This window comes from Mesorhizobium sanjuanii (assembly GCF_002529485.1).
In the GTDB taxonomy this organism is placed as follows: domain Bacteria; phylum Pseudomonadota; class Alphaproteobacteria; order Rhizobiales; family Rhizobiaceae; genus Mesorhizobium; species Mesorhizobium sanjuanii.
In genome coordinates this window covers 1-21736 of sequence record NZ_NWQG01000048.1, presented here as the reverse complement: position 1 = coordinate 21736, position 21736 = coordinate 1, and the positions used below count along the sequence as shown (strand labels likewise).

Here is a 21736-nt window from a genome sequence, read left to right as displayed (position 1 = left end):
CCCGTGAGAGCTTCGCCGAATTCGGCGACGTCATCGACATGAGCGGCGGCAACCACTACCCGATCAATGGCGGCAAGGCCGAGCGCTACCACGATCTCGCCACCGCCGAAGCCCAGGGGCCGAATGCGCGCGTGCTGATCTCCATGGTGCGCGGCACGCCGTACGAATTGCCGCTGAAGCTGACCATGGTCGAGCGTCATCCTTTCGGCAGCCAAGCCTTCATCCCACTGTCGCCGCGGCCGTTCCTGGTCGTCGTCTGCCATGACGGCAAGGACGGCCCCGGCGCGCCGCATGCCTTCATCACCGCGCCCGGGCAAGGCATCAACTATCGGCGCAATCTCTGGCACGGCGTGCTGACGCCGATCGGCGAAGCCCAGGATTTTCTGATCGTCGATCGTGGCGGCGACGGCTCCAACCTCGAGGAGTGTCATTTCTCGCACCCTTACGAGATCCATCTTCCCGACAGGATTGCATAGTGACCGACATATCGCTGATCGACCGCCTGCTCGACGTGATCGAGCACGACATCGTGCCGAAGACAGCCGATGGCGTCGCCTATGGCAACAAGCTGTTCGGTGCGGCGATCCTGAGGAAGGACGATCGCTCGCTGGTGCTGGCCGAAACCAACAACGAGATCGAAAACCCGCTCTGGCACGGCGAGGTGCATTGCCTGAAGCGCTTCTACGAGATTCCCAGGGCGGAGCGCGTCGACACCAAGAATGCCATCTTCCTCGCCACGCATGAGCCTTGCTCGCTGTGCCTGTCGGCGATCACCTGGACCGGCTTCGACAATTTCTACTACCTCTTCAGCCACGAGGATTCGCGCGACAGCTTCGCCATCCCGCACGATCTGAAGATCCTGAAGGAGGTCTTCACCCTCGATCCCGGCGGCTACAATGCCGAGAATGCCTATTGGAAGAGCTTTTCCATTCGCAAACTGGTGCGGGCGCTGCCGGAAGCCGAGCGCAAGCGGCTGGAGGGGCGCATCGAGAAAATCTCGGCCCGCTACGACGATTTGTCCGGCGCCTATCAGGCAAGTAAGGCCGAGAACGACATTCCACTGAATTGACGCGGATTGACCAGCCGATTTCGCCGGCTGGCTCATGACGCAACGGCGCGCGCTCCATCATGTGCCTGCCATGAAAACCATCACCGAATTTCCCCGCAAGGTCGTCGAATTCCCTGATATGGGCATCGTCATGCCGGATGGCTGCCGGCTGTCGGCGCGGGTGTGGATGCCGGAAGATGCCGGCGACGATCCGGTGCCGGCGATCCTCGAGCACCTGCCCTACCGCAAGCGCGACGGCACGATCTTTCGCGATCAGCTGACGCATCCTTATTTCGCCGGCCACGGCTATGCCTCGATCCGCGTCGACATGCGCGGCAATGGCGATTCCGAAGGGCTGATGGACGACGAATATTCCGAGCAGGAATTGCAAGACGCCGGCGATGTCATCGCCTGGGCGGCATCGCAGCCCTGGTGCAACGGCAATGTCGGCATGATGGGCATTTCCTGGGGCGGTTTCAACTGCCTGCAGGTGGCGGCCAGGCAGCCGCCAGCGTTGAAGGCGGTGATCAGCATCTGCTCGACCGTCGACCGCTATGCCGACGACATCCACTACAAGGGCGGTTGCCTGTTGATCGAGAATTTCGGCTGGGCCTCGACCATGCTGTCCTATTCGTCGCGGCCACCGGACCCGCTGCTCGTCGGCGACAACCGCTGGCGCGATTTGTGGCTGACCCGGCTGGAGAACCAGTCCTTCCTGGCGCCGCTGTGGCTGAAGCACCAGCATCGCGACGCCTACTGGAAGCGCGGCTCGATCTGCGAGGATTTTTCCGCCGTCAAGGCGGCGGTGCTGTCGATCGGCGGCTGGCATGACGGCTACCGCAACACCATTTCCCACCTCGTCAGCAATATAGAGGCGCCGGTCAGGGGCATCGTCGGTCCCTGGATCCACAAATACCCGCATTACGCGGCACCCACGCCGGCCATCGGTTTCCTCCAGGAGGCCTTGCGCTGGTGGGACCGCTGGCTGAAAGGCATCGACACCGGCATCGAGGCCGACCCAGCCTATCGCGCCTATGTGATGGACAGCGTGCGCCCGACGCGCTGGCATCCGGAGCGGCCGGGCCGCTGGGTCGCGGAACAGGAATGGCCGGCGCCCGCCATCGAGACGCGGAAGATCGAGCTGATCCCCGCAGGCAACAAGCCGGCCATCGTCGCTTCGCCGCAGACCTGCGGCCTCGCCGGCGGCGAATATTTCCCCTTCACCTTCGGCCCGGAACTGCCCGGCGACCAGCGGCCCGACGATGCGCTGTCGGTGTGTTTCGACCAGCCGGCACTGAGCGAGGCGATCGACATTCTGGGCGCGCCGGAGGTTCTGGTCAGGGTTGCCTCCGACCGGCGCCAGGCGAACATCGCCGTGCGGCTGTGCGACGTGCATCCGGACGGCGCTTCGGAACTGATCTCCTACGGCGTGCTCAACCTGACGCATCGCGACTCGCATGAATTCCCGCAGGCGCTGGTGCCAGGCGAGACCGTCTCGGCGCGGGTCGTGCTCGACCAATGCGGCTACCGCGTGCCGGCCGGACACCGGCTGCGCATTGCCGTCTCCAATGCCTATTGGCCGATGATCTGGCCTTCGCCGGAGCCTGCAAGCCTCTACCTGTCGGCGGCGACGCTGATGCTGCCGCTGCGCCCGTTGGCGAAAGGCGATGAAGTCAGTTTCCCCTCACCCGAAGGCGCGACGCCATGGGCAACCGAGACGGTTCGGCCCGCCAATTCCGAGCGTCACGTCGATCGCGACGAGAAGACCGGCACCGTCACGCTCTCCATCACAGACGATTTCGGCGAAGTGCGCGATCTCACCCATGGCCTTGCCAATGGCAGCATCGCCCGCGAGACCTGGGCGATCCATCCTGACGATCCCTTGTCAGCATCGGGCAAGACCCACTGGACGCAAACCCTGTCGCGAAATGGATGGTCGGTGCGCACCGAAACATCCGCCGAAATGCGCTCCGACGCGCAAAACTTCGAGGTTACGGCCAGAATCGAGGCCTATGAGGGCGAAATCCTGGTTTTCGAACGCGATTTCGAGGAGAAAATACCGCGCATCCTCGTCTGAGCGCTATCGGATTGGTCCAATTGCGACGTACGATTTACGCCACGGCATGTCGCATTCGGTCTTGCTTACCGCTTTCCCTTGCGGTCATTATTCTCCTCACAAGAAACAAGAAAAACGACCGTAGGGTCGTGCCAACAGAGTGAGGAACTCAACATGTCGAATGAACTGGACTATCTCAGCCGGCGCGTCGCGTTCGGCAAGCTCAGCCGTCGTGACTTTCTCGGCCGCGCCGCCGCGCTCGGCGTCTCCGCCAGCTTCGCCAATTCACTGCTTTCAAGCGCAGCCCGCGCAGCCGGTCCGGTCAAGGGCGGCACGCTGAAGGCGGGCCTCGTCGGCGGCGAATCCACCAACAGCCTCGACCCGGCGCTGATGATGACGCAGGTGCCGTTCGCGTTCGGCAAATGCTGGGGCGAAATGATCGTCGAGCTCTCGCCCGAGGGCAAGCTCGAGAACCGCATCGCCGAGGAGATCGGCTCGTCGGACGACGCCAAGGTGTGGACGCTCAAGATCCGCGACGGCGTCGAGTTCCACAATGGCAAGACGGTGACCGCCGAGGACGTGGCGGCCACGCTCGAACGCCATTCAGACGAGAAGTCGAAGTCCGGCGCGCTCGGCTACATGAAAGGCATCGAGACCATCAAGGCCAGCGGCAAGGAAGTCGTGCTGACCTTGAAGGAGGCGAACGCCGACCTTCCCTACCTGCTCAGCGACTACCACCTGATCGTCCAGCCGAACGGCGGCAAGGACAAGCCCGATGCCGGCATCGGCGCCGGCCCGTACAAGATCGTGACCAACGAGCCTGGCGTGCGCCATGGCGGCGAGCGCTTCGCCAATTACTGGCAGGGCGACAAGATGGGCCATGCCGACCAGATTGAAGTCATCGTCATCAATGACGCGACGGCACGCACGTCAGCCCTGCAAGGCGGCCAGGTCAACATGATCAACCGCGTCGAGCCGAAGATCGTCGACCTGATCAAGCGTCTGCCGGGCGTCACAATCCGCAACCATGCCGGCCCGGGCCACTACGTGTTCATCATGCATTGCGACACGGCGCCGTTCGACAACAACGATCTCAGGATGGCGTTGAAGCTGGCGATCGACCGCGAGGAGATGCTGGACAAGATCCTGCGTGGCTACGGCTCGCTCGGCAACGACTTCCCGATCAACGCGTCCTATCCGCTGTTCAGCGAGATCGAGCAGCGCAAATACGATCCCGACAAGGCCAAGTTCCACTACAAGAAGTCCGGGCACGACGGCACCGTGCTGCTCAGGACCTCGGACGTCGCCTTCCCCGGCGCCGTCGATGCCTCGCAGCTCTTCCAGCAGAGCGCCGCCAAGGCCGGCATCAAGATCGAGCTCAAGCGCGAGCCCGGCGACGGTTACTGGAACGAGGTCTGGAACAAGCAGCCCTTCTGCGCCTCCTACTGGGGCGGCCGCTCGACCCAGGACCAGATGTATTCGACCGCCTACCTTTCGTCGGCCGACTGGAACGACACACGTTTCAAGCGCCCGGATTTCGACAAGATGGTGCTGGCGGCGCGCGCCGAACTCGATGAGACCAAGCGCAAGCAGATGTATCACGACATGGCTGTCATGGTACGCGATGAGGGAGGCCTGATCCTGCCGATGTTCAATCAGTTCATCGACGCGACGGGCGCCAAGGTTGGCGGCTGGGTCGACGATCCGCATCAGGAACTGATGAACGGCTACGCGTTGGCGAAGTGCTGGCTCGAAGCCTGAGCCCGGCCTTGCGGATATGTCCTCACCCATCGTGAAACTGGTGGCCCAGCGCATTGCGCTGGGCGTCCTTCTCCTGTTGGCCGTTTCGGTCCTGATCTTCGCCGGCACCCAGATCCTGCCCGGCGACGTTGCGCAAGCCATTCTCGGACAGTCGGCGACGCCGGAGTCGCTCGCCAATCTGCGCGAGCAGCTCGGCCTCAACCAGCCGGCCTATGTCAGGTATTTCCAATGGCTCGGTGGCGTGCTCACGGGCGATCTCGGCACGGCGATGTCGAGCGGGCAGGACATTGCGACATCGATCAAGGGACGGTTGTGGAACACCCTGTTCCTCGCCTTCTGGGCCGCGATTGTCGCCGTGCCGCTGGCGATCATTCTTGGCCTGATCGCGGTGCGCTACCGCAATGGCTGGGTCGACAAGCTGATCTCCGGCCTGGCGCTCGCCTCGACCTCGTTTCCCGAATTTTTCATCGGCTATGTGCTCGTCTATTTCTTCGCGGTGAAGTGGCAGATCTTTCCCGGCATCTCGACCGTCTATGACGGCATGCCGTTTGGCGAGCGCATGCAGGCGATCGCGCTGCCGGCCGCGGCGCTGACGCTGGTGGTGCTCGCCCATATGATGCGCATGACGCGCGCCGCGATCCTCAACGTCATGCAGTCGGCCTATGTCGAGACGGCGGAGTTGAAGGGGCTTTCAGCCTTCAATGTCATCCGCAAGCATGCCTTTCCCAACGCCATTGCGCCAATCATCAATGTCGTCATGCTCAACCTCGCCTATTTGATCGTCGGCGTCGTCGTGGTCGAGGTTATCTTCGTCTACCCTGGGATGGGGCAATATCTCGTCGACCATGTCACCAAGCGCGACGTGCCGGTGGTGCAGGCGGTCGGCCTGATCTTCGCCGCCGTCTATATCAGCCTGAACATCATTGCGGACATAGCGGCGATTATCGCCAATCCGCGTCTCAGACATCCTAAGTAAGGGGGCGGGCATGCTCGATATAAAACGCATCCCCATCCCGGCGCTGATCGGCATCGTGCTGACAACATTGTTCGTGCTGGCGGCAATCTTCGCGCCATGGATCGCGCCGCACGGCAATGCCGAGATCGTCGGCGATGTCTGGGAACCGATGTCGGCGACCCATTGGCTCGGCACCGACAATCTCGGCCGCGATCTGCTGTCGCGCATGATCTATGGCGCGCGCGTCACCTTGTTCATCGCGGTGCTCGCCACCGCGCTGTCTTTCTCGCTCGGCGCCATTCTCGGTTTCTCCGCGGCGGTTTTCGGCGGCTGGTTCGACACGCTCATGTCGCGCCTCGTCGATCTCCTGATGTCGATCCCGACGCTGATCATGGCCCTCGTCGTGCTTTCCGTGCTGCCGACCAATCTGGTGACGCTGATCCTGGTCATGGGCGTTCTCGACTCGACCCGCGTCTATCGGCTGTCGCGCGCGGTCGCGGTCGACATCAACGTCATGGACTATGTCGAGGCGGCCAAGCTGCGCGGCGAAGGCAGTGCCTGGATCATCTTCCGCGAGATCCTGCCCAATGCGCTGTCGCCGCTGGTCTCGGAACTCGGCCTGCGCTTCATCTATGCGGTGCTGTTCCTGTCGACGCTGTCCTTCCTCGGCCTTGGCGTGCAGCCGCCTGACGCCGACTGGGGCGGCATGGTCAAGGAGAACAAGGACGGCATCGTCTTCGGCATAGCCGCAGCCTTGATCCCGGCGGCGGCGATCGCGGCACTTGCGATCTCGGTCAACCTGGTCGCCGACTGGGTGCTCAACCGCACGACAAGCCTGAAGGGAGGACGCGGGTGATGGCTGACAGCAAAGCGAAATCCAGCCTCCTGCTCGACATCCGCAATCTGCGCATCGAGGCCACGGTGTACCCGCCGGGTGAAGCGCCGAAGAACATCGTGCTTGTCCACGACGTCTCGCTGACGCTGGAGAAGGGCAAGGTGCTCGGCCTGATCGGCGAGTCCGGGGCCGGCAAGTCGACGATCGGCCTGTCGTCGATGGGCTATGGCCGCGGCGGTGTGCGCATCACCGGCGGCGAGGTCATCCTCAATGGCCGCGACATCCTCAAGGGCGGCAAGGAGGGCTTTCGCAAGCTGCGCGGCCGTGAGGTCTGCTATGTCGCCCAATCGGCGGCGGCGGCCTTCAACCCGGCGCATAAGCTGATGGACCAGGTTGTCGAAGCCACACTGCTGCATGGCACGGCGACGCGGGCCGAGGCCGAGAAACGCGCCGTGGGGCTGTTCAGGAAGCTCAGCCTGCCGAACCCCGAGACCATCGGAGAACGCTTTCCGCACCAGGTGTCGGGCGGCCAGCTGCAGCGCGTGATGACGGCGATGGCGCTATGCTCGGAGCCCGATTTGATCGTCTTCGACGAGCCGACCACCGCTCTCGACGTGACGACACAGATCGACGTTCTGGCGGCGATCAAGGACGCCATCCGCGACACCCATGTCGCGGCGCTCTACATCACCCACGACCTTGCCGTCGTCGCCCAGGTGTCGGACGAGATCATGGTGCTGCGCCACGGCCGGCTGGTCGAATGGGGCGGCACGCGCCAGATCATCAAGGAGCCGCGCCAGGAATACACCAATGCGCTGGTGTCGGTGCATGAGATCGAACACCAGGAACAAAAACCCGGCACGACGCCGTTCCTGTCGGTCAAGAACGTGACCGCCGCCTATGGCCGCAGCCATATCAAGGTGTTGAAGAACGTTTCCGTCGATATCTATCCCGGCCAGACGCTGGCTGTCGTCGGCGAGTCCGGCTCCGGCAAGTCGACGCTGGCGCGGGCCATCACCGGGCTGTTGCCGCCCGAGGAAGGCACCGTCACTTTCGACGGCAGGCCGCTTGCCAACAAGCTTGCTGACCGGCCGAAGGAGGATCTGCGCCAGCTGCAGATGATCTACCAGATGGCCGACGTGGCGATGAATCCACGCCAGACCGTCGGCACGATCATCGGGCGGCCGCTGGAATTCTATTTCGGCATACGCGGCCGCGAGCGCGACAAGCGTGTCGCCGAGTTGCTCGACAAGATCGAGATGGGCAAGGGTTTCATCGACCGCTATCCGGCGGAGCTCTCCGGCGGCCAGAAGCAGCGCGTCTGCATTGCCCGCTCGCTCGCCGCAAAGCCCAAACTGATCATCTGCGACGAGGTGACTTCGGCGCTCGACCCGCTGGTGGCCCACGGCATTTTGGAGCTGCTGCTGGAGCTGCAGAAGGAGGAAAGCGTCGCCTATCTGTTCATCACCCACGATCTGGCGACAGTGAAGTCGATCGCCGATTCGATCGCGGTGATGTATCGCGGCGAAGTGGTGCGCTATGGCGCCAAGAGCAAGGTGCTGACGCCGCCCTTCGACGCCTATACCGACCTTCTCCTATCCTCCGTTCCCGAAATGGAGATCGGCTGGCTGGAAAAGGCGATCAAGGGACGGCGAATGGCGAGCGCGGGGAACTAGGGCGCCAGCCTCCTTTTCTCTCATCACGTTTGGGGCTGCCGGATCGGCCTGCTCCAGGCGCTGATCTCTTCGTCAAGACTGCATGGATCCGCCCGTGGCGCTCAAGACAAAACTCCTGCTCATCATTCTCGACGGCGTGCCCTATCGGAACTGGCGCCGGCTGATGGGCAATCTCGAAGGCTGGGTGCAGTCGGGCGAGGCGCGCGTGTGGAAGATGCGCTCAGTGCTGCCGTCGACCTCGGCCTGTTGCTATGCCTCGATCCACACCGGGGTTGCGCCTCAAGTGCACGGCATCTTGTCCAATGAGAACCGGTTCCGTGTCGAACAGCCGGATATCTTTTCGGAAGTCGCCAAGGCCGGCGGCAAGACGGGCGCGGTCACCCATTCCTACTGGTCGGAGTTCTTCCGGGCCTATCCGTTCGACCTGGTCGAGGACATGGAGTTCGACGAGCCGGGCGGGCCGATCACGCACGGCCGCTTCCACACCATGACCGGCTACAATCTGCGCAACCAGATGACGCCGAGCGATGTCGACCTGTTCGCGACGCTGACCATGCTGACCAGGCGCCACGGCATCGACTACGGCATACTGCACAGCTGCACGCTGGACTCGATGGGTCACCGCTTCGGCCATGACTGCCATGAGATGGATCACGCAGTCTATGCGATGGACGGCATGCTGGCCGCGTTCCTGCCGGGCTGGCGAGACGCCGGCTACGAAGTGATCGTGACCGCCGATCACGGCCAGACGGATCGTGGCCATCATGGCGGCCATGATGACGAGATGCAGGATTTCGCGCTGTATTATTTTGGTACCGGCAAGGGTCCGGAGGACGATACGTTGCTGGACCAATTGCAACTCGCACCGACGGTGCTGAAGCGTCTCGGCGTGCCGGTGCCGGCAACGATGAAGGCGACGCCTTTCTTGAGTTGAGCGCGCTCTTCCCTTCCTTGTGGGGAGAGGAGAACGGTACGCTCTGGCAACCTCACCGCTCTTCGGCTAGCTTTCGAAAATTCCTTGGCGGAGGATGAACCTTTTTGGGCCGATCAACGACAGAGCAAGCAGGAGCCAGGCGGCTCGACCGGCCATGACGGCAGCGACGGAGACCGATCGCGCGCTTGTCGACCGGGTCGCGAAGGGCGACCGTGCCGCCGTGCGGCTCCTGTTCATGCGCCATCACGCGCGGGTCTACCGCTTCGTGGCGCGCCAGACGGGATCGGAAATGATGGCCGACGATATCGCGAACGAGGTCTTCCTCGAACTCTGGCGCCAGGCGCCCGGCTTCGAGGGACGCTCGGAAGTCTCGACATGGCTGCTCGGCATTGCGCGCTTCAAGGCGCTGTCGGTCCTGCGCAAGAAGAAGGAGGACTGGATCGGCGACGATGACGCGGCCCAGGTGCCCGACAGCGCCGACACGCCGGAAGTCGTCACCATGAAGCAAGACAAGGGCGCTGCCTTGCGAAGCTTCGTTGACGCCTTGCCGGAGGAACACCGCACGGTGATCGACCTTGCCTATTACCACGGCCAGTCGGTGACCGAGATCGGCGAGGTGCTCGGTATACCGGTAGCCACGGTCAAGACCAGGATGTTCTATGCCCGCAAGAAACTCGGCGAAGCCTTGAAGGCCGCCGGTTACGACAGGGGGTGGCCATGAGCGCCGCTGAAAAGATGTCGCGCCGCGACGAGATGGAAACGCTGCTGCCGTTCTACCTGAACGGCTCGCTGGAAGGCTCGGATCTCGAAGCCGTCGAGGAATGGCTGGCGAGCGATCCCGCAGCACTCGCGGCACTGGTCGAGGCGGAAGCCGAATTCTCCGGCACCGCCGCCGCCAATGAGGCGATCCGCCCGCCGGCCGATGCGTTGAGCCGCTTCGCCAAGGTGCTTGATGCCGAGGCCGGGCCGGCGCGCCAGCCAGCCTCGTCGTCCTTCCTGGCGCAGGCGTGGGCCCGCTTCACGGCAGTGCCCGCCGGCGTCGCCTGGGCCGCGGCGGCGGCATTGCTTGCCCTGGTCATGGTGCAGTCGCTTGTGCCGCCCGGCGGCAAGGGCAGCGATTTCGAGATCGCCGGCGCGCAAGACGATCTGGCGAAAATGCCGTTCGCACTGGTCAAGTTCAAGCCGGACGCCAAGATGTCCGACATCTCGGCCTTTCTCGGCCAGAACGAGCTGAAAATATCAGGCGGGCCGACCGCCGACGGCGTCTTCCGCATCGCCATCCCGGCCACGAGCGGAGCCGACTACGGCAAGGTGCTCGGCCTTATTGCCGCCCAGCCTTTCGCGGATGCTGTGATCGAGGGAAGGAAACCGGCCAGTGGCGGCTAGAGGGGTCATCGGATTTGCTGGATTTCTGCTGGCGGCGATCGCCGCCACGCCCGTTTTTGCGCAGAGCACCCAGCCGCAGACGAAAACCGACTGTCTCGACCGGACGAACGCGGCCGGCGCAGATTGCACAGAGGACGGCACCGGCGAAAAGCCCGATGCGGGTGCCACCGCGACAGGCGCCGTCTTTCTTCCCGCGCTGATCGTCGACCTGTTCCCCAATCCAGCGGCCAGCACTCCCTTGCCGACGCCCGACCCGCGCCGCGATCCGGCCAGCGCACTGCCACCGCCGGTGCAGCCTGACGGAGCGCCGGTGATTCCGGCTGCCGTACCGGGCGGTCCGATTGTTTCGCCGACCGATCTGGTCGCGACCGAGCCGCCGCGCGCCGTCGTCGGCGAATTCGTGCCCGACGAGGTGCTGGTGACGGTCGACGGCGATGCCGGCGCGGTCCAGCAGATCGCCGCCTCGTTCGGCCTCGAAGTGCGCTCCGAGCGTCAGTCGCGGCTGCTCGGCACCACGCTGGTGCGCTTCGGCATTCCCGACGGCCGCCCGGTCGGCGTCGTGCTGGCGCAGCTTGCCGCCGACGGCCGCCCCCTGCGGCGCGAGCCCAACCACATCTATTCGCTGCAGCAGGCGGCCAGCATCGTCAACTATGCCTTCGAGCGCATCGCGCTCGACGCGAATGCGGCCAGCGGCGAGAATGTGCGCATCGCCGTCATCGATACCGGCATCGACGATACCAATCCGGCACTAAGCGGCGTCATCGCCGACCAGTTCGACGCCATGCCCGATGTGCCGACCGAGAAACGCGATCACGGCACGTCGATCGACGGGCTGATCGCCGGCGTCGGGGCGCTGAAGGGCATGGCGCCAGGCGCCAGGATCTACCATGCCCGGGCCTTCGAGGACGGCAAGTCGACCATGGACGTGATCCTGTCGGCGCTGGACTGGGCGGCAAGCCAAGATGTCCGCATCATCAATATGAGCTTCGTCGGTCCGAAGAACGACCTGCTCGGTATCGCCTGCCGCAATGCAAGGGCACTCGGCATCGTGCTGGTCGCGGCCGCGGGGAATAACGGGCCGAAGGCGCCCTATGGCTATCCGGCCGCCTTCGACGGCGTCATCGCGGTGACCGCCACCGACGCCAAGGACGGGCTGATGCCGCAGGCCAATCGCGGCGCCTATGTCTTCATCTCCGCCCCTGGCGTCGAGATGGTGGCGCCGAGCGGCGCCGGCTCGGATGTGGTCACCGGCACCTCGTTTGCCGCGGCGATCGTGACAGGCGCGATTGCCAACCTGTTCCACGCCGCGCCCGACCGGTCCGCGGACGATGTCAAGAAGGCGCTGGCCGACACCGCCAGGGATCTCGGCCCCAAGGGGCGGGACAATGATTTCGGCTATGGTTTGCTGGACACCAGGGCGGCGGAATCAGCGACGGAATGATCCATGAACATGGATTTCGCGCGACCAGTTCAGAGGGCCGGACCTAACCGGACGCGGCTTCCATCATAGAAGCGTGACAGTCGGAAGCGGCTGAGGTCGTGCCCAATTTCGTTTCCTTGAACCAAGTCGGAGACGACACGACCGATTCCAGGCCCGATACCGAAGCCATGACCACTCATTCCCGTCGCGACGAAAAGACCGCTGACCGCCCGTACCTGATCCACGACAGGGACAACGTCGGGCATAGCGTCAATCATGCCGCCCCAGCCGGCCTTCAGGCGAACGTTGTCGAACTGTGGAAAGAGCTGTTTGAAATTGCGTTCTATCGCACGCAGCCGCGCCGGTTGAGGAGCCGGGTTGAGCACCCGCATACTCTCGAAAGGACTCTTGGAATTCGGCGCCCAATAGCGCCGCGTCGACCAGCCATCCGGGTAGCCTGACGGGGCGAACGGGAAATAGCGCGCTCCGAACGGATCGTTCCTGAGGGCGGGAATATACTTGGTGGCGTGCCGGAATGCGTCAGGCCCCAGGTAAAGCAGATGGCTGCCGCCTCCCGCGAGCGTGTATCCGCCATCCTGCCTGCGCCGGAAAGCGATGTGATCGTCGGCCGCCGCACCTGAATAGATTTCAGGCATGGGCTCCGTTGCGGCTACGGTTACCCTGACGCTGAGTTGAGGGATGGATACGCCGTGTCTTCGCAAAAACAGGGATGACCAGGCGCCGCCCGCGACCAGCACGCTGGAGGCCTCGATGTATCCCGCTTCGGTCCACACGCCCTTGATCTTGCCTGCTGAGATTTCGAGGGTTCGCGCTGCGCAATTCTCTATGATTTTGGCGCCTTTTCGCACAGCAAGCCGAGCAAGCGCGGGCACCGCCAGCCAAGGCTCCGCACGCATGTCGGAGGGTGTCGTCAGCGCGCCCTTGAACTTGCGCGACATGCCCTTGATGAGTTGCGCGGTTTCGTCTGTGTCCAGAAGGCGAGTGTCGAGCTCATGGATCGCGGCGATCTTCATGAACTCTTCGAAGCCGACCATGTCCTTGTCCGAGTTCGCCAGATAGGTCACACCTGTCTGGTTCAGCCCGATGTCTTCCCCGCATTCCTCGGCCAGTTGCCGCCATAGGCGACAAGCCTCGATGACAATTGGCAGTTCATCCGCGTCCCGCCCCTGCTTTCGTATCCAGCCCCAGTTTCGGGAGGATTGTTCGGCCGCAACGCGTCCTTTTTCCAGCAGCGTCACCGGAATGCTCCGCTTCGCCAGGAAAAGAGCCGTGGTAACGCCGATAACACCGCCACCAACAATGACCACCTCCGAAGTCTTCGGCGGTGGGCCAGGATGTTGGATTGGATCCGCTTCGGAGAATGGGAAAGTGGGCAAGCAGTGCACCGTGGAGGACTGGTTGGTGGCTCTGGCCTACTGGTTGCCACCCTCTAAAAGCCAAATCAAGAGCGGGTACAGGCAGACACTTGTCCGCCTGCGGGCAACGGACGGAAAGGAGCCGAACTCGGCTGCTTTGAGCGATTGGATTTGATCGCCTAACCCGGCGCCCCCGCAACCGATCCCCTTACCACCAGATCGACCGGCCAGACCTCGCCGCGTGCCTCTTCCTCCAGCCCTGATATCCGCGCCGCCAGCCGCTCGGCGACGCGCGCGCCGGCCAGGCGGATCGACGAGCGCGTCGTCGACAGCGGCACGGAGAAATTCTCCGGCTTCAGCCAGGGGAAGACGTCGTCATGGGCTATCAGCGACAGGTCGCCCGGAATGGTCAGGCCGAGGTCACGCACGGCGCGCACGACGCCCAGCGCCATAATCAAGCTTGAGCAGGCGATCGCCGTCGGTGCGTCGCTCTGCTCGAGCAGGCGCCTGGTGGCGCGGTAGCCGTTCTCCTCGGTCATGACGAGGGAGCAGACATGACGATCGTCAAGCGTCAGACCGTTGGCGGCGAGCGCCCGGCGCACGCCGCGCTCGCGGTGGATGGCGAAGGTCTCGCGGTGGTCGCCGTTGATCAGCGCTAGCCGCCGGTGGCCGAGCTGGACAAGCAGCCGTGCCGCTTCGTGGAAGGCGCCCTCATTGTCGATGTCGGTGAAAGGGTAATCGAAATCGAAGCCTTCACTGCGGCCATGGACGATGAAGGGGATGCCCAGCGTGTTGACCAGCGCGACCCGCCGGTCGGCCGGTCGCGGCGAGGAGATGTAGACCGCGTCGACCTGCCGGTTGGCGACGATGCGCCGGTAAGTTGTCTCCTGGTCGTCGGCGTCGGCCGGCGACAGCACCAGGTCGAGCTCATGCGAACGGGCATAGTCGCCAAGGCCGGAGAGGAATTCGACGAAATGCGGATCGATGTCGACGCTGGTTCCGGTCGGCAGGACATAGCCGATCATCCCGGTCTTGCCGGTCGCCAGTCGGCGCGCGCTCGGATTGGGGCGATAGCCATGGCGCTTGGCAGCGTCCATCACCCGCCGACGCGTTTCCTCGTTGACCTCGGGGTAGCCATTCAGCGCACGGCTCACCGTGGTCTGTGAGAGCGACAGCATATGGGAGAGCTGCTTAAGGTTCACGGGAGGCCTCCAAGCCTCAAAGCGCTTTCAATTCCGGATTCCGCCTGCAATAAAAGCGGCGGAGCCAGCGTCCGACAACCATAAGCAGTGTTGCACCCTGTTTGCAGCAAAAATTGCTGCTGCACCGCCAAAAAAGCATGTTGCAGCGCACATTTTGTGCTCTTAATCGTGGAAATTAAATCGATTAGCCTGCTCACCCTCTTGACTTCCAGTCGATTCAATGGCGAGATCAGGAAAGCCAAAGCGCTTTGGAAGACTCTGCGGAAGGTTGCGGTTCCCTTCCGACTGAGTCACAGTCCTGCAGCGCCGGCGGGCGGAATGGAGGTTTCGTCCGGTGTCTGTCACCACTGGGAGGAAATACCGATGAAGAAAATGCTTCTGCTGAGCGCCGCTTTTGCCACGCTCGCCCTGGGCGCACCGGCGCAAGCCGAGCTGAAATTCAAGCCGGGCGAAGACCCCCGTTTCAACTGGGCGAACTACGAAGAGCTCAAGAAGGTCGACCTCAAGGGCGAGACGCTGACGATCTTCGGGCCATGGCGCGGCGAGGACGAGGGCCTGGTGCGCGGCGTTCTCGACTATTTCTCGGAGGCCACGGGCGTCGATCTCAAATATTCCTCCTCGGAAAATTACGAACAGCAGATCGTCATCGACACGCAGGCCGGCAGCCCGCCCAACATCGCCGTGCTGCCGCAGCCCGGCCTGATCCAGGACCTGGCATCGAAGGGCCTGCTGACGCCGCTTGGCGATGAGACCGCCAATTGGGTGAAGGACAATTACGGTGCCGGCCAGTCCTGGGTCGATCTCGGCACTTTCAAGGACAAGGACGGCAAGCCGGGCTTCTTCGCCTTCCCCTACAAGGCCGACGTGAAGTCGCTGGTCTGGTACTCGCCGGACAATTTCGAGGAAGCCGGCTACACGGTGCCGAAGACGCAGGAAGAGCTCGCCGAGCTCGAAAAGAAGATCATCGCCGACGGCGGCACGCCATGGTGCATCGGGCTCGGTTCCGGCGGCGCGACGGGCTGGCCGGCGACAGACTGGGTGGAAGACATCATGCTGCGCACCCAGTCGCCCGAGACCTACGACAAATGGGTGAAGAACGAGATCCCGTTCAACGATCCGGCGGTGGTCAACGCCATCGACATTTTCGGCAAGATCGCGACCGACGACAAGATGGTCGATGGCGGCGCCAAGGCAGTTGCCGCGACCGACTTCCGCGACAGCCCGAAGGGCCTCTTCTCGGTGCCACCGAAATGCTATCTGCATCACCAGGCGTCGTTCATCCCGACCTTCTTCCCGGAAGGCACGAAGGTCGGCGAGGACGCGGACTTCTTCTACTATCCGCCCTACGCCTCCAAGCCTGATCTCGGCACGCCGGTGCTCGGCGCCGGCACCCTGGCCATGATCACCAAGGACAGCAAGAGCGCCCGCGCGTTCATCGAATTCCTGAAGATGCCGCTCGCACACGAGATCTGGATGGCCGAGGGCGGCTTCGTGACGCCGCTCAAGTCGGTCAACAAGGATGCCTATGCCAGCGACGCACTGAAGAAACAGGGCGAGATCCTGGCCAACGCCTCGACCTTCCGCTTCGACGGCTCGGACCTGATGCCGGGCAAGATCGGCGCCGGCGCCTTCTGGACCGGCATGATCGATCTGGTCGGCGGCAAGTCCGCCCAGGATGTCGCCACCGACATCCAGAAGAGCTGGGACGCAATCAAGTAGACGGCTGGCAAGCAGGCGGCTAGCCGGTAAGCGGCCGATCGTCGGCTTACCCGTCCTTATTGGATCTGGGCCTCGATGGCCCGGGGCCGACCGTCGGCCCGACTGTACTTTTCGTGAAGCATGGAATTTCCGGCATGAAGCGTGGCCGGCCATGGCAGAAATCTGCCTGGCACCCGCTCGCGCTTCACAGTTTAAATCGGCGCACGATCCCGTCGACAAAGCCATTCCGATTGGTGGATCATACGCAGGGAGAGGGACCCATGGCGGCTCAGATCTTTTCGGCCATATTCGTCATCATCGTCGGCGTCGGCGGCTGCGTCGCCTATTTCTGGGGCGCCAACAAGCTCGTGGACATTATTTTCCCGTCGCGCGGCGTCAAGGGTGCGGCAGCCATCGACAATCTGCGCCGGCAAGGAATGATCCGCCCGTGGCTGTTCGTCGGCCCGGCCATGATCATCCTCACCATCTACCTGATCTATCCGGTGATAGAGACGCTGAGGCTGTCGTTCCTCGATCGCGGCGGCGTCAATTTCGTCGGCCTGGCCAATTATCAGTGGGCGTTCGGCGACCGCGAGTTCCGCAACTCCATCCTCAACAACATCATCTGGCTGGCGGTGGTGCCGGCCGCTTGCACCTTCCTCGGGCTGATCATCGCCGTGCTCACCGACAAGATCTGGTGGGGCACCATCGCCAAGAGCCTGATCTTCCTGCCGCTCGCCATCTCCTTCGTCGGAGCCAGCGTCATCTGGAAATTCATCTACGAATATCGCGGCGCGGGCCAGACGCAGATCGGCCTGCTCAACGCCATCATCCAGTATTTCGGCGGCGAGCCGCAGGTCTGGATATCGCTGCCGTTCTGGAACAATTTCTTCCTGATGATCATCCTGATCTGGATCCAGACCGGCTTTGCCATGGTCATCCTTTCGTCGGCCTTGCGGGGCATTCCCGAAGAGACGCTGGAAGCGGCCGTCATCGACGGCGCCAATCCGTTCCAGATCTTCTGGAAAATCATGGTGCCGCAGATATGGGGGACGATCGCCGTGGTCTGGACGACGATCACCATCCTGGTGCTGAAGGTCTTCGACATCGTGCTGACCATGACCAATGGCCAATGGAACAGCCAGGTTCTGGCCAATCTGATGTTCGACTGGATGTTCCGCGGCGGCGGCGATTTCGGCCGCGGCGCCACCATCGCCATCATCATCATGATCGCGGTCATTCCGATCATGGTCTGGAACATCCGCCAGGCGAACAAAGAGACGGGAGGACATTGAGATGGCTGTCACGACCGGAAAGTCCTTTGCCGGCCGCTTTGGCGTCCATATCGCAGTGCTGATCTTCGTCGCGATCTGGACCGTGCCGACGCTCGGCATTCTCGTCTCGTCCTTGCGCGACAAGGACCAGATCATCGCTTCGGGCTGGTGGAATTCGTTCGCCAGTTCCAGCCAGACGGAAGCTGGCCGGCTGCCGCCCGCCTCGGCGCAGGTTGAGAAGGACGGCAAGTTCGTGCTCGAAGGCAACATCTTCGGCGACGGTGCCGCCCGCGACATCAGCGCCTTCGGCGTCAAGTCGGCCGCGCCGACGCAATATCCCGCCGGCACGACCGCCGACCTTGGCGACGGCGTCACTCTTCAGCTCAACGCCGATGGTGGCTTCGTCATGACCTCGCCAAAGGCCTTCGAAGGCGAGCGCGGCCAGCGCGTCTACTATGCCTCGTCGGCACCACCAAAATTCACCACCGACAATTACAAGACCGTGCTGCTTTCGGAGGGCATCGGCCGGTCCTTCATGAATTCGCTGACCGTCACCATTCCGGCGACCGTCATCCCGATCCTGATCGCGGCCTTCGCCGCCTACGCGCTGGCCTGGATGCGCTTTCCCGGCCGGGCGCTGCTGATCGCGGTCATCATCGGCCTGCTGGTGGTGCCGCTGCAAATGTCGCTGATCCCGCTGTTGAAGCTCTATAACGGCGCCGGCTCCTTCTTCGGCGTGCCGTCGAAGACCTATCTCGGCATCTGGCTGGCGCATACCGGTTTCGGCCTGCCCTTCGCCATCTATCTCTTGCGCAGTTACATTGCCGGCCTGCCGCGCGAGATCATGGAATCGGCGCGCATCGACGGCGCTAGCGATTTCGAGATCTTCGTCAAGATCGTGCTGCCGCTGTCGTTCCCGGTGCTGGCCTCCTTCGCCATCTTCCAATTCCTCTGGGTATGGAACGATCTGCTGGTGGCGATGGTTTTCCTGGGTACCGAGGGCGACCAGATCGTGCTGACCGCCAAGCTCAATGCGTTGCTCGGTTCGCGCGGTGGCGACTGGGAGATTCTGACGACGTCGGCCTTCGTGACCATCATTGTGCCGCTGATCGTGTTCTTCTCGTTGCAGCGCTATTTCGTCCGCGGGCTGCTCGCCGGCTCGGTGAAAGGAGGCTGAGACCATGCAATCGGCACTGAAAGCGACTTCGAAACCCGACCTCGCCATCGACCGAGACTGGTGGCGCGGCGCGGTGATCTACCAAATCTATCCGCGCAGCTACCAGGACTCCAACGGCGACGGCATCGGCGATCTCAAAGGCATCATCCGCAGGCTCCCCTACATTGCCTCGCTCGGCATCGATGCCATCTGGATCTCGCCCTTCTTCAAGTCGCCGATGAAGGATTTCGGCTACGACGTGTCGGATTATTGCGACGTCGATCCGATGTTCGGCACGCTGGCCGACTTCGACGCGCTGACGGCCGAAGCGCACCGGCTGGGTCTCAAGGTGATGATCGACGAGGTGCTGTCGCATACCGCCGACATCCATCCCTGGTTCAGGGAAAGCCGCGCGAACCGCACCAACCCGAAGGCGGACTGGTATGTCTGGGCGGACGCCAAGCCGGACGGCACACCGCCCAACAACTGGCTGTCGATCTTCGGCGGCTCGGCCTGGCAGTGGGACACCAGCCGCCAGCAATATTACCTGCACAATTTCCTGGCCGAGCAGCCCGATCTCAACTTCCACAACCGCGCGGTCCAGGACGCGCTGCTCGACATCACCCGTTTCTGGCTGGAGCGCGGCGTCGACGGCTTCCGCCTCGACACCATCAATTTCTACTTCCACAGCCAGGGCCTTGAGAACAATCCGCCGCTGCCGCCGGAAGAGCGCAACGACCAGACGGCGCCTGCCGTGAACCCCTACAACTACCAGGACCATCTCTACGACAAGAGCCGCCCGGAGAACCTCGGCTTCCTCGAACGCTTCCGCGCACTGCTCGACGAATATCCGGCGACCGCCGCTGTCGGCGAGGTCGGCGATTCGCAGCGCGGGCTGGACGTGGTGGCGGCCTACACAGCCGGCGGAAAGCGCGTGCACATGTGCTACTCCTTCGATTTCCTGGCGCCTGAAAAGATCAGCGCGGCCAAGGTGCGCTCGGTGCTGGAAACCTTCGGCAAGGTCGCCAGCGATGGCTGGTCGTGTTGGGCCTTTTCCAACCATGATGTGATGCGCCCTGCCACGCGCTGGGCCGCCGACGAGGCCGACCCGACCGCCTATCTCAAGGTCATCTCGGCGCTGCTGATGTCGCTGCGCGGCTCGGTCTGCATCTATCAGGGCGAGGAGCTTGGCCTTGGCGAAGCGGAATTGCAATTCGAGGACCTGCAGGACCCCTACGGCATCCGCTTCTGGCCGGAGTTCAAGGGCCGCGACGGCTGCCGGACGCCGATGGTATGGGACGGCGGCGCCCAAAATGGCGGCTTCTCGACGGCAAAGCCATGGCTGCCGGTGCCAGCCAAGCATCTTGCGCAGGCGGTCAGTGTGCAGCAGGGCGATGAGAGGTCGCTGCTAGAGCACTATCGGCGCTTCCTCTCTTTCCGCCGCCTGCATCCGGCATTGGCCAAGGGCGATATCGACTTCATCGAAAGCGACGGCGACACCGTCGCCTTCACGCGCCGCGAGGGCAATGAGCAGATCGTCTGCGCCTTCAATCTCGGCAGCCGGCCGGCACAGATCAATCTCGGCGGCCGCTCGCTGCAGCCCTTGCCGGGACATGGGTTTTCGGGAGAGACTGAAGCCGGCTCCATCCGCCTCGGCGGCTACGGCGCCTGGTTCGGGCGCACCGACTGAATTTGCAGGAATCACTGGAGGGAATCATGGCCGATGTCACGCTAAGGCAAGTGAAGAAATCATATGGCAGTCTGAACATTCTCCATGGCATCGACCTCGACATAAAGTCGGGCGAGTTCATCGTCTTCGTCGGCCCTTCGGGTTGCGGCAAGTCGACCCTGCTCAGGTCCATCGCTGGACTTGAGGAAATCACCTCGGGCGAGCTCAAGATCGATGGCGAAGTGGTGAACGACGTGCCGCCGTCGAAGCGCGGCATCGCCATGGTGTTCCAGTCCTATGCGCTCTACCCGCATATGACGGTCTACGACAACATGGCGTTCTCGATGAAGATCGGTAAGGAAAGCAAGGCCGAGATCGACAAGCGGGTGCGTCAGGCCGCGGAGATCCTGCAGCTGACCAAATATCTCGACCGGCTACCCAAGGCGATGTCGGGCGGCCAGCGCCAGCGCGTCGCCATCGGCCGCGCCATCGTGCGCAATCCGAAAGTGTTCCTGTTTGACGAACCGCTGTCGAACCTTGACGCGGCGCTGCGCGTTGCGACCCGCATCGAGATCGCCAAGCTCAAGGAATCGATGCCTGCTACAACGATGATCTACGTCACCCACGACCAGGTCGAGGCGATGACGCTGGCCGACCGCATCGTGGTGCTCAAGGAAGGCCATATCGAACAGGTCGGCACGCCGATGGACCTCTACAAGAAACCCGGCAATCTGTTTGTCGCGCAGTTCATCGGCTCGCCGGCCATGAACATCCTGCCCGCGACCATCGACAAATCGGGTAATCCCACCATCGTCAGCCATGTCGGCGGACGCAAGGCGACGGTGCCGATCGCCACGCCGGCGTCGGCTAAGGGCGCATCGGTGAGTTTCGGTGTGCGGCCGGAGGACCTGATGATCGCGACAGGCGCGGATTATCTGTTCGAAGGGACGGTGGACTATGTCGAGCAGCTCGGCGAGGTCCAACTCGTCTATGTCGACATCGGCCGCGCCGACCTGCCGCTGGTGACCAAGCTGCCCGGCAATGTCGAGGTCAAGCGCGGGGCAAAGTTGCGGCTGAGCGCCAATGCAGAGGACCTGCATATCTTCGATGCGGACGGCCATTCTTTCTCGCTCCACTCCGCGGAAGCGCAGGCGGCCTGAGACAGTTCGATTGGGAAGGCAAAAAAAGGAGCGGCGGGCACAGCCCGCCGCTCCTTTTTTGTAATCGGCTCCGGCTGTTAGCGGCCGAAGAGATTCCGGTCGCTGCCCTGCGGAGCGGACTTCTGTACGT

18 protein-coding genes are annotated in these 21736 nt (G+C 63.1%); 16 read left to right on the top strand and 2 right to left on the bottom strand.

Features of this window, described 5'->3' with window-relative positions:
• The 11 genes from CN311_RS09620 to CN311_RS09570 form a co-directional block, all read left to right on the top strand.
• A partial coding sequence (locus CN311_RS09620; RefSeq protein WP_097573121.1) for an ureidoglycolate lyase occupies positions 1 to 476 on the top strand: 476 nt, incomplete at its 5' end.
• Positions 476 to 1069 carry a nucleoside deaminase gene (locus CN311_RS09615; RefSeq protein ID WP_097573120.1) on the top strand — a complete coding sequence of 198 codons (594 nt, stop codon included), beginning with the start codon at positions 476 to 478 and terminating at the stop codon, positions 1067 to 1069. The genes CN311_RS09620 and CN311_RS09615, both read left to right, overlap by 1 nt.
• Positions 1070 to 1139: 70 nt before the next feature.
• A complete protein-coding gene (locus CN311_RS09610; protein WP_097573127.1) occupies positions 1140 to 3125 on the top strand; it encodes a CocE/NonD family hydrolase in 1986 nt (661 codons plus the stop codon).
• Positions 3126 to 3278: 153 nt separating this feature from the next.
• Positions 3279 to 4865: an ABC transporter substrate-binding protein gene (locus tag CN311_RS09605; protein WP_097573118.1), complete on the top strand. Its 1587-nt coding sequence runs from the start codon at positions 3279 to 3281 to the stop codon at positions 4863 to 4865.
• Positions 4866 to 4881: 16 nt separating this feature from the next.
• Positions 4882 to 5841, top strand: a complete 960-nt coding sequence (locus tag CN311_RS09600) for an ABC transporter permease (protein WP_097573116.1) — start codon at positions 4882 to 4884, stop codon at positions 5839 to 5841.
• A 10-nt stretch (positions 5842 to 5851) separates the two neighbouring features.
• Positions 5852 to 6676 (top strand): ABC transporter permease, encoded by an 825-nt coding sequence (locus CN311_RS09595; protein WP_097573114.1) that lies wholly within the window; start codon positions 5852 to 5854, stop codon positions 6674 to 6676.
• Positions 6676 to 8331, top strand: coding sequence for an ABC transporter ATP-binding protein (locus CN311_RS09590; RefSeq protein ID WP_097573112.1), 1656 nt, complete (start codon positions 6676 to 6678; stop codon positions 8329 to 8331). Before CN311_RS09595 ends, CN311_RS09590 begins: the two co-directional genes overlap by 1 nt.
• Before the next feature lie 94 nt (positions 8332 to 8425).
• Entirely contained in the window at positions 8426 to 9265 is an 840-nt protein-coding gene (locus tag CN311_RS09585) for an alkaline phosphatase family protein (protein ID WP_097573125.1), read from the top strand.
• Positions 9266 to 9419: 154 nt separating this feature from the next.
• The gene (locus tag CN311_RS09580; RefSeq protein WP_097573123.1) at positions 9420 to 9986 is read left to right on the top strand and encodes a sigma-70 family RNA polymerase sigma factor; all 567 of its coding nucleotides are present in this window, start codon (positions 9420 to 9422) and stop codon (positions 9984 to 9986) included.
• Positions 9983 to 10651, top strand: a complete 669-nt coding sequence (locus CN311_RS09575; protein WP_097573110.1) for an anti-sigma factor — start codon at positions 9983 to 9985, stop codon at positions 10649 to 10651. Before CN311_RS09580 ends, CN311_RS09575 begins: the two co-directional genes overlap by 4 nt.
• Positions 10641 to 12092 carry a S8 family serine peptidase gene (locus CN311_RS09570; RefSeq protein ID WP_097573108.1) on the top strand — a complete coding sequence of 484 codons (1452 nt, stop codon included), beginning with the start codon at positions 10641 to 10643 and terminating at the stop codon, positions 12090 to 12092. The genes CN311_RS09575 and CN311_RS09570 overlap by 11 nt, the downstream gene beginning before the upstream one ends.
• A gap of 29 nt (positions 12093 to 12121) precedes the next feature.
• On the opposite strand, the gene CN311_RS09565 is transcribed toward CN311_RS09570, so the two are convergent.
• Together CN311_RS09565 and CN311_RS09560 are read right to left on the bottom strand one after the other, a co-directional pair.
• Positions 12122 to 13468, bottom strand: a complete 1347-nt coding sequence (locus tag CN311_RS09565) for an NAD(P)/FAD-dependent oxidoreductase (protein ID WP_097573106.1) — start codon at positions 13466 to 13468, stop codon at positions 12122 to 12124.
• 158 nt (positions 13469 to 13626) lie between these two features.
• Entirely contained in the window at positions 13627 to 14649 is a 1023-nt protein-coding gene (locus tag CN311_RS09560; protein WP_097573104.1) for a substrate-binding domain-containing protein, read from the bottom strand.
• A gap of 363 nt (positions 14650 to 15012) precedes the next feature.
• Between CN311_RS09560 and CN311_RS09555 the strand changes: the two genes are divergently transcribed.
• The 5 genes from CN311_RS09555 (at position 15013) to CN311_RS09535 (ending at position 21606) form a co-directional block, all read left to right on the top strand.
• On the top strand, positions 15013 to 16368 hold the full coding sequence (locus CN311_RS09555) for an ABC transporter substrate-binding protein (RefSeq protein WP_097573102.1): 1356 nt from the start codon (positions 15013 to 15015) through the stop codon (positions 16366 to 16368).
• A 260-nt stretch (positions 16369 to 16628) separates the two neighbouring features.
• Positions 16629 to 17642 (top strand): carbohydrate ABC transporter permease, encoded by a 1014-nt coding sequence (locus CN311_RS09550; protein WP_097573100.1) that lies wholly within the window; start codon positions 16629 to 16631, stop codon positions 17640 to 17642.
• Between the two features lies 1 nt (position 17643).
• Positions 17644 to 18798 (top strand): carbohydrate ABC transporter permease, encoded by a 1155-nt coding sequence (locus CN311_RS09545; RefSeq protein ID WP_097573098.1) that lies wholly within the window; start codon positions 17644 to 17646, stop codon positions 18796 to 18798.
• Between the two features lie 4 nt (positions 18799 to 18802).
• Positions 18803 to 20467 carry a beta-galactosidase BglA gene (gene bglA, locus CN311_RS09540; RefSeq protein ID WP_097573096.1) on the top strand — a complete coding sequence of 555 codons (1665 nt, stop codon included), beginning with the start codon at positions 18803 to 18805 and terminating at the stop codon, positions 20465 to 20467.
• Positions 20468 to 20493: 26 nt separating this feature from the next.
• Positions 20494 to 21606, top strand: a complete 1113-nt coding sequence (locus CN311_RS09535) for an ABC transporter ATP-binding protein (protein ID WP_097573094.1) — start codon at positions 20494 to 20496, stop codon at positions 21604 to 21606.
• The last annotated feature ends 130 nt before the right edge of the window (positions 21607 to 21736 follow it).

Coding starts and splice junctions, on each gene's coding strand:
- CN311_RS09550 (WP_097573100.1), top strand. CDS start 16,629: ATGGCGGCTCAGATCTTTTCGGCCATATTCGTCATCATCGTCGGCGTC.
- CN311_RS09595 (WP_097573114.1), top strand. CDS start 5,852: ATGCTCGATATAAAACGCATCCCCATCCCGGCGCTGATCGGCATCGTG.
- bglA (WP_097573096.1), top strand. CDS start 18,803: ATGCAATCGGCACTGAAAGCGACTTCGAAACCCGACCTCGCCATCGAC.
- CN311_RS09610 (WP_097573127.1), top strand. CDS start 1,140: ATGAAAACCATCACCGAATTTCCCCGCAAGGTCGTCGAATTCCCTGAT.
- CN311_RS09580 (WP_097573123.1), top strand. CDS start 9,420: ATGACGGCAGCGACGGAGACCGATCGCGCGCTTGTCGACCGGGTCGCG.
- CN311_RS09605 (WP_097573118.1), top strand. CDS start 3,279: ATGTCGAATGAACTGGACTATCTCAGCCGGCGCGTCGCGTTCGGCAAG.
- CN311_RS09545 (WP_097573098.1), top strand. CDS start 17,644: ATGGCTGTCACGACCGGAAAGTCCTTTGCCGGCCGCTTTGGCGTCCAT.
- CN311_RS09575 (WP_097573110.1), top strand. CDS start 9,983: ATGAGCGCCGCTGAAAAGATGTCGCGCCGCGACGAGATGGAAACGCTG.
- CN311_RS09590 (WP_097573112.1), top strand. CDS start 6,676: ATGGCTGACAGCAAAGCGAAATCCAGCCTCCTGCTCGACATCCGCAAT.
- CN311_RS09555 (WP_097573102.1), top strand. CDS start 15,013: ATGAAGAAAATGCTTCTGCTGAGCGCCGCTTTTGCCACGCTCGCCCTG.
- CN311_RS09600 (WP_097573116.1), top strand. CDS start 4,882: ATGTCCTCACCCATCGTGAAACTGGTGGCCCAGCGCATTGCGCTGGGC.
- CN311_RS09535 (WP_097573094.1), top strand. CDS start 20,494: ATGGCCGATGTCACGCTAAGGCAAGTGAAGAAATCATATGGCAGTCTG.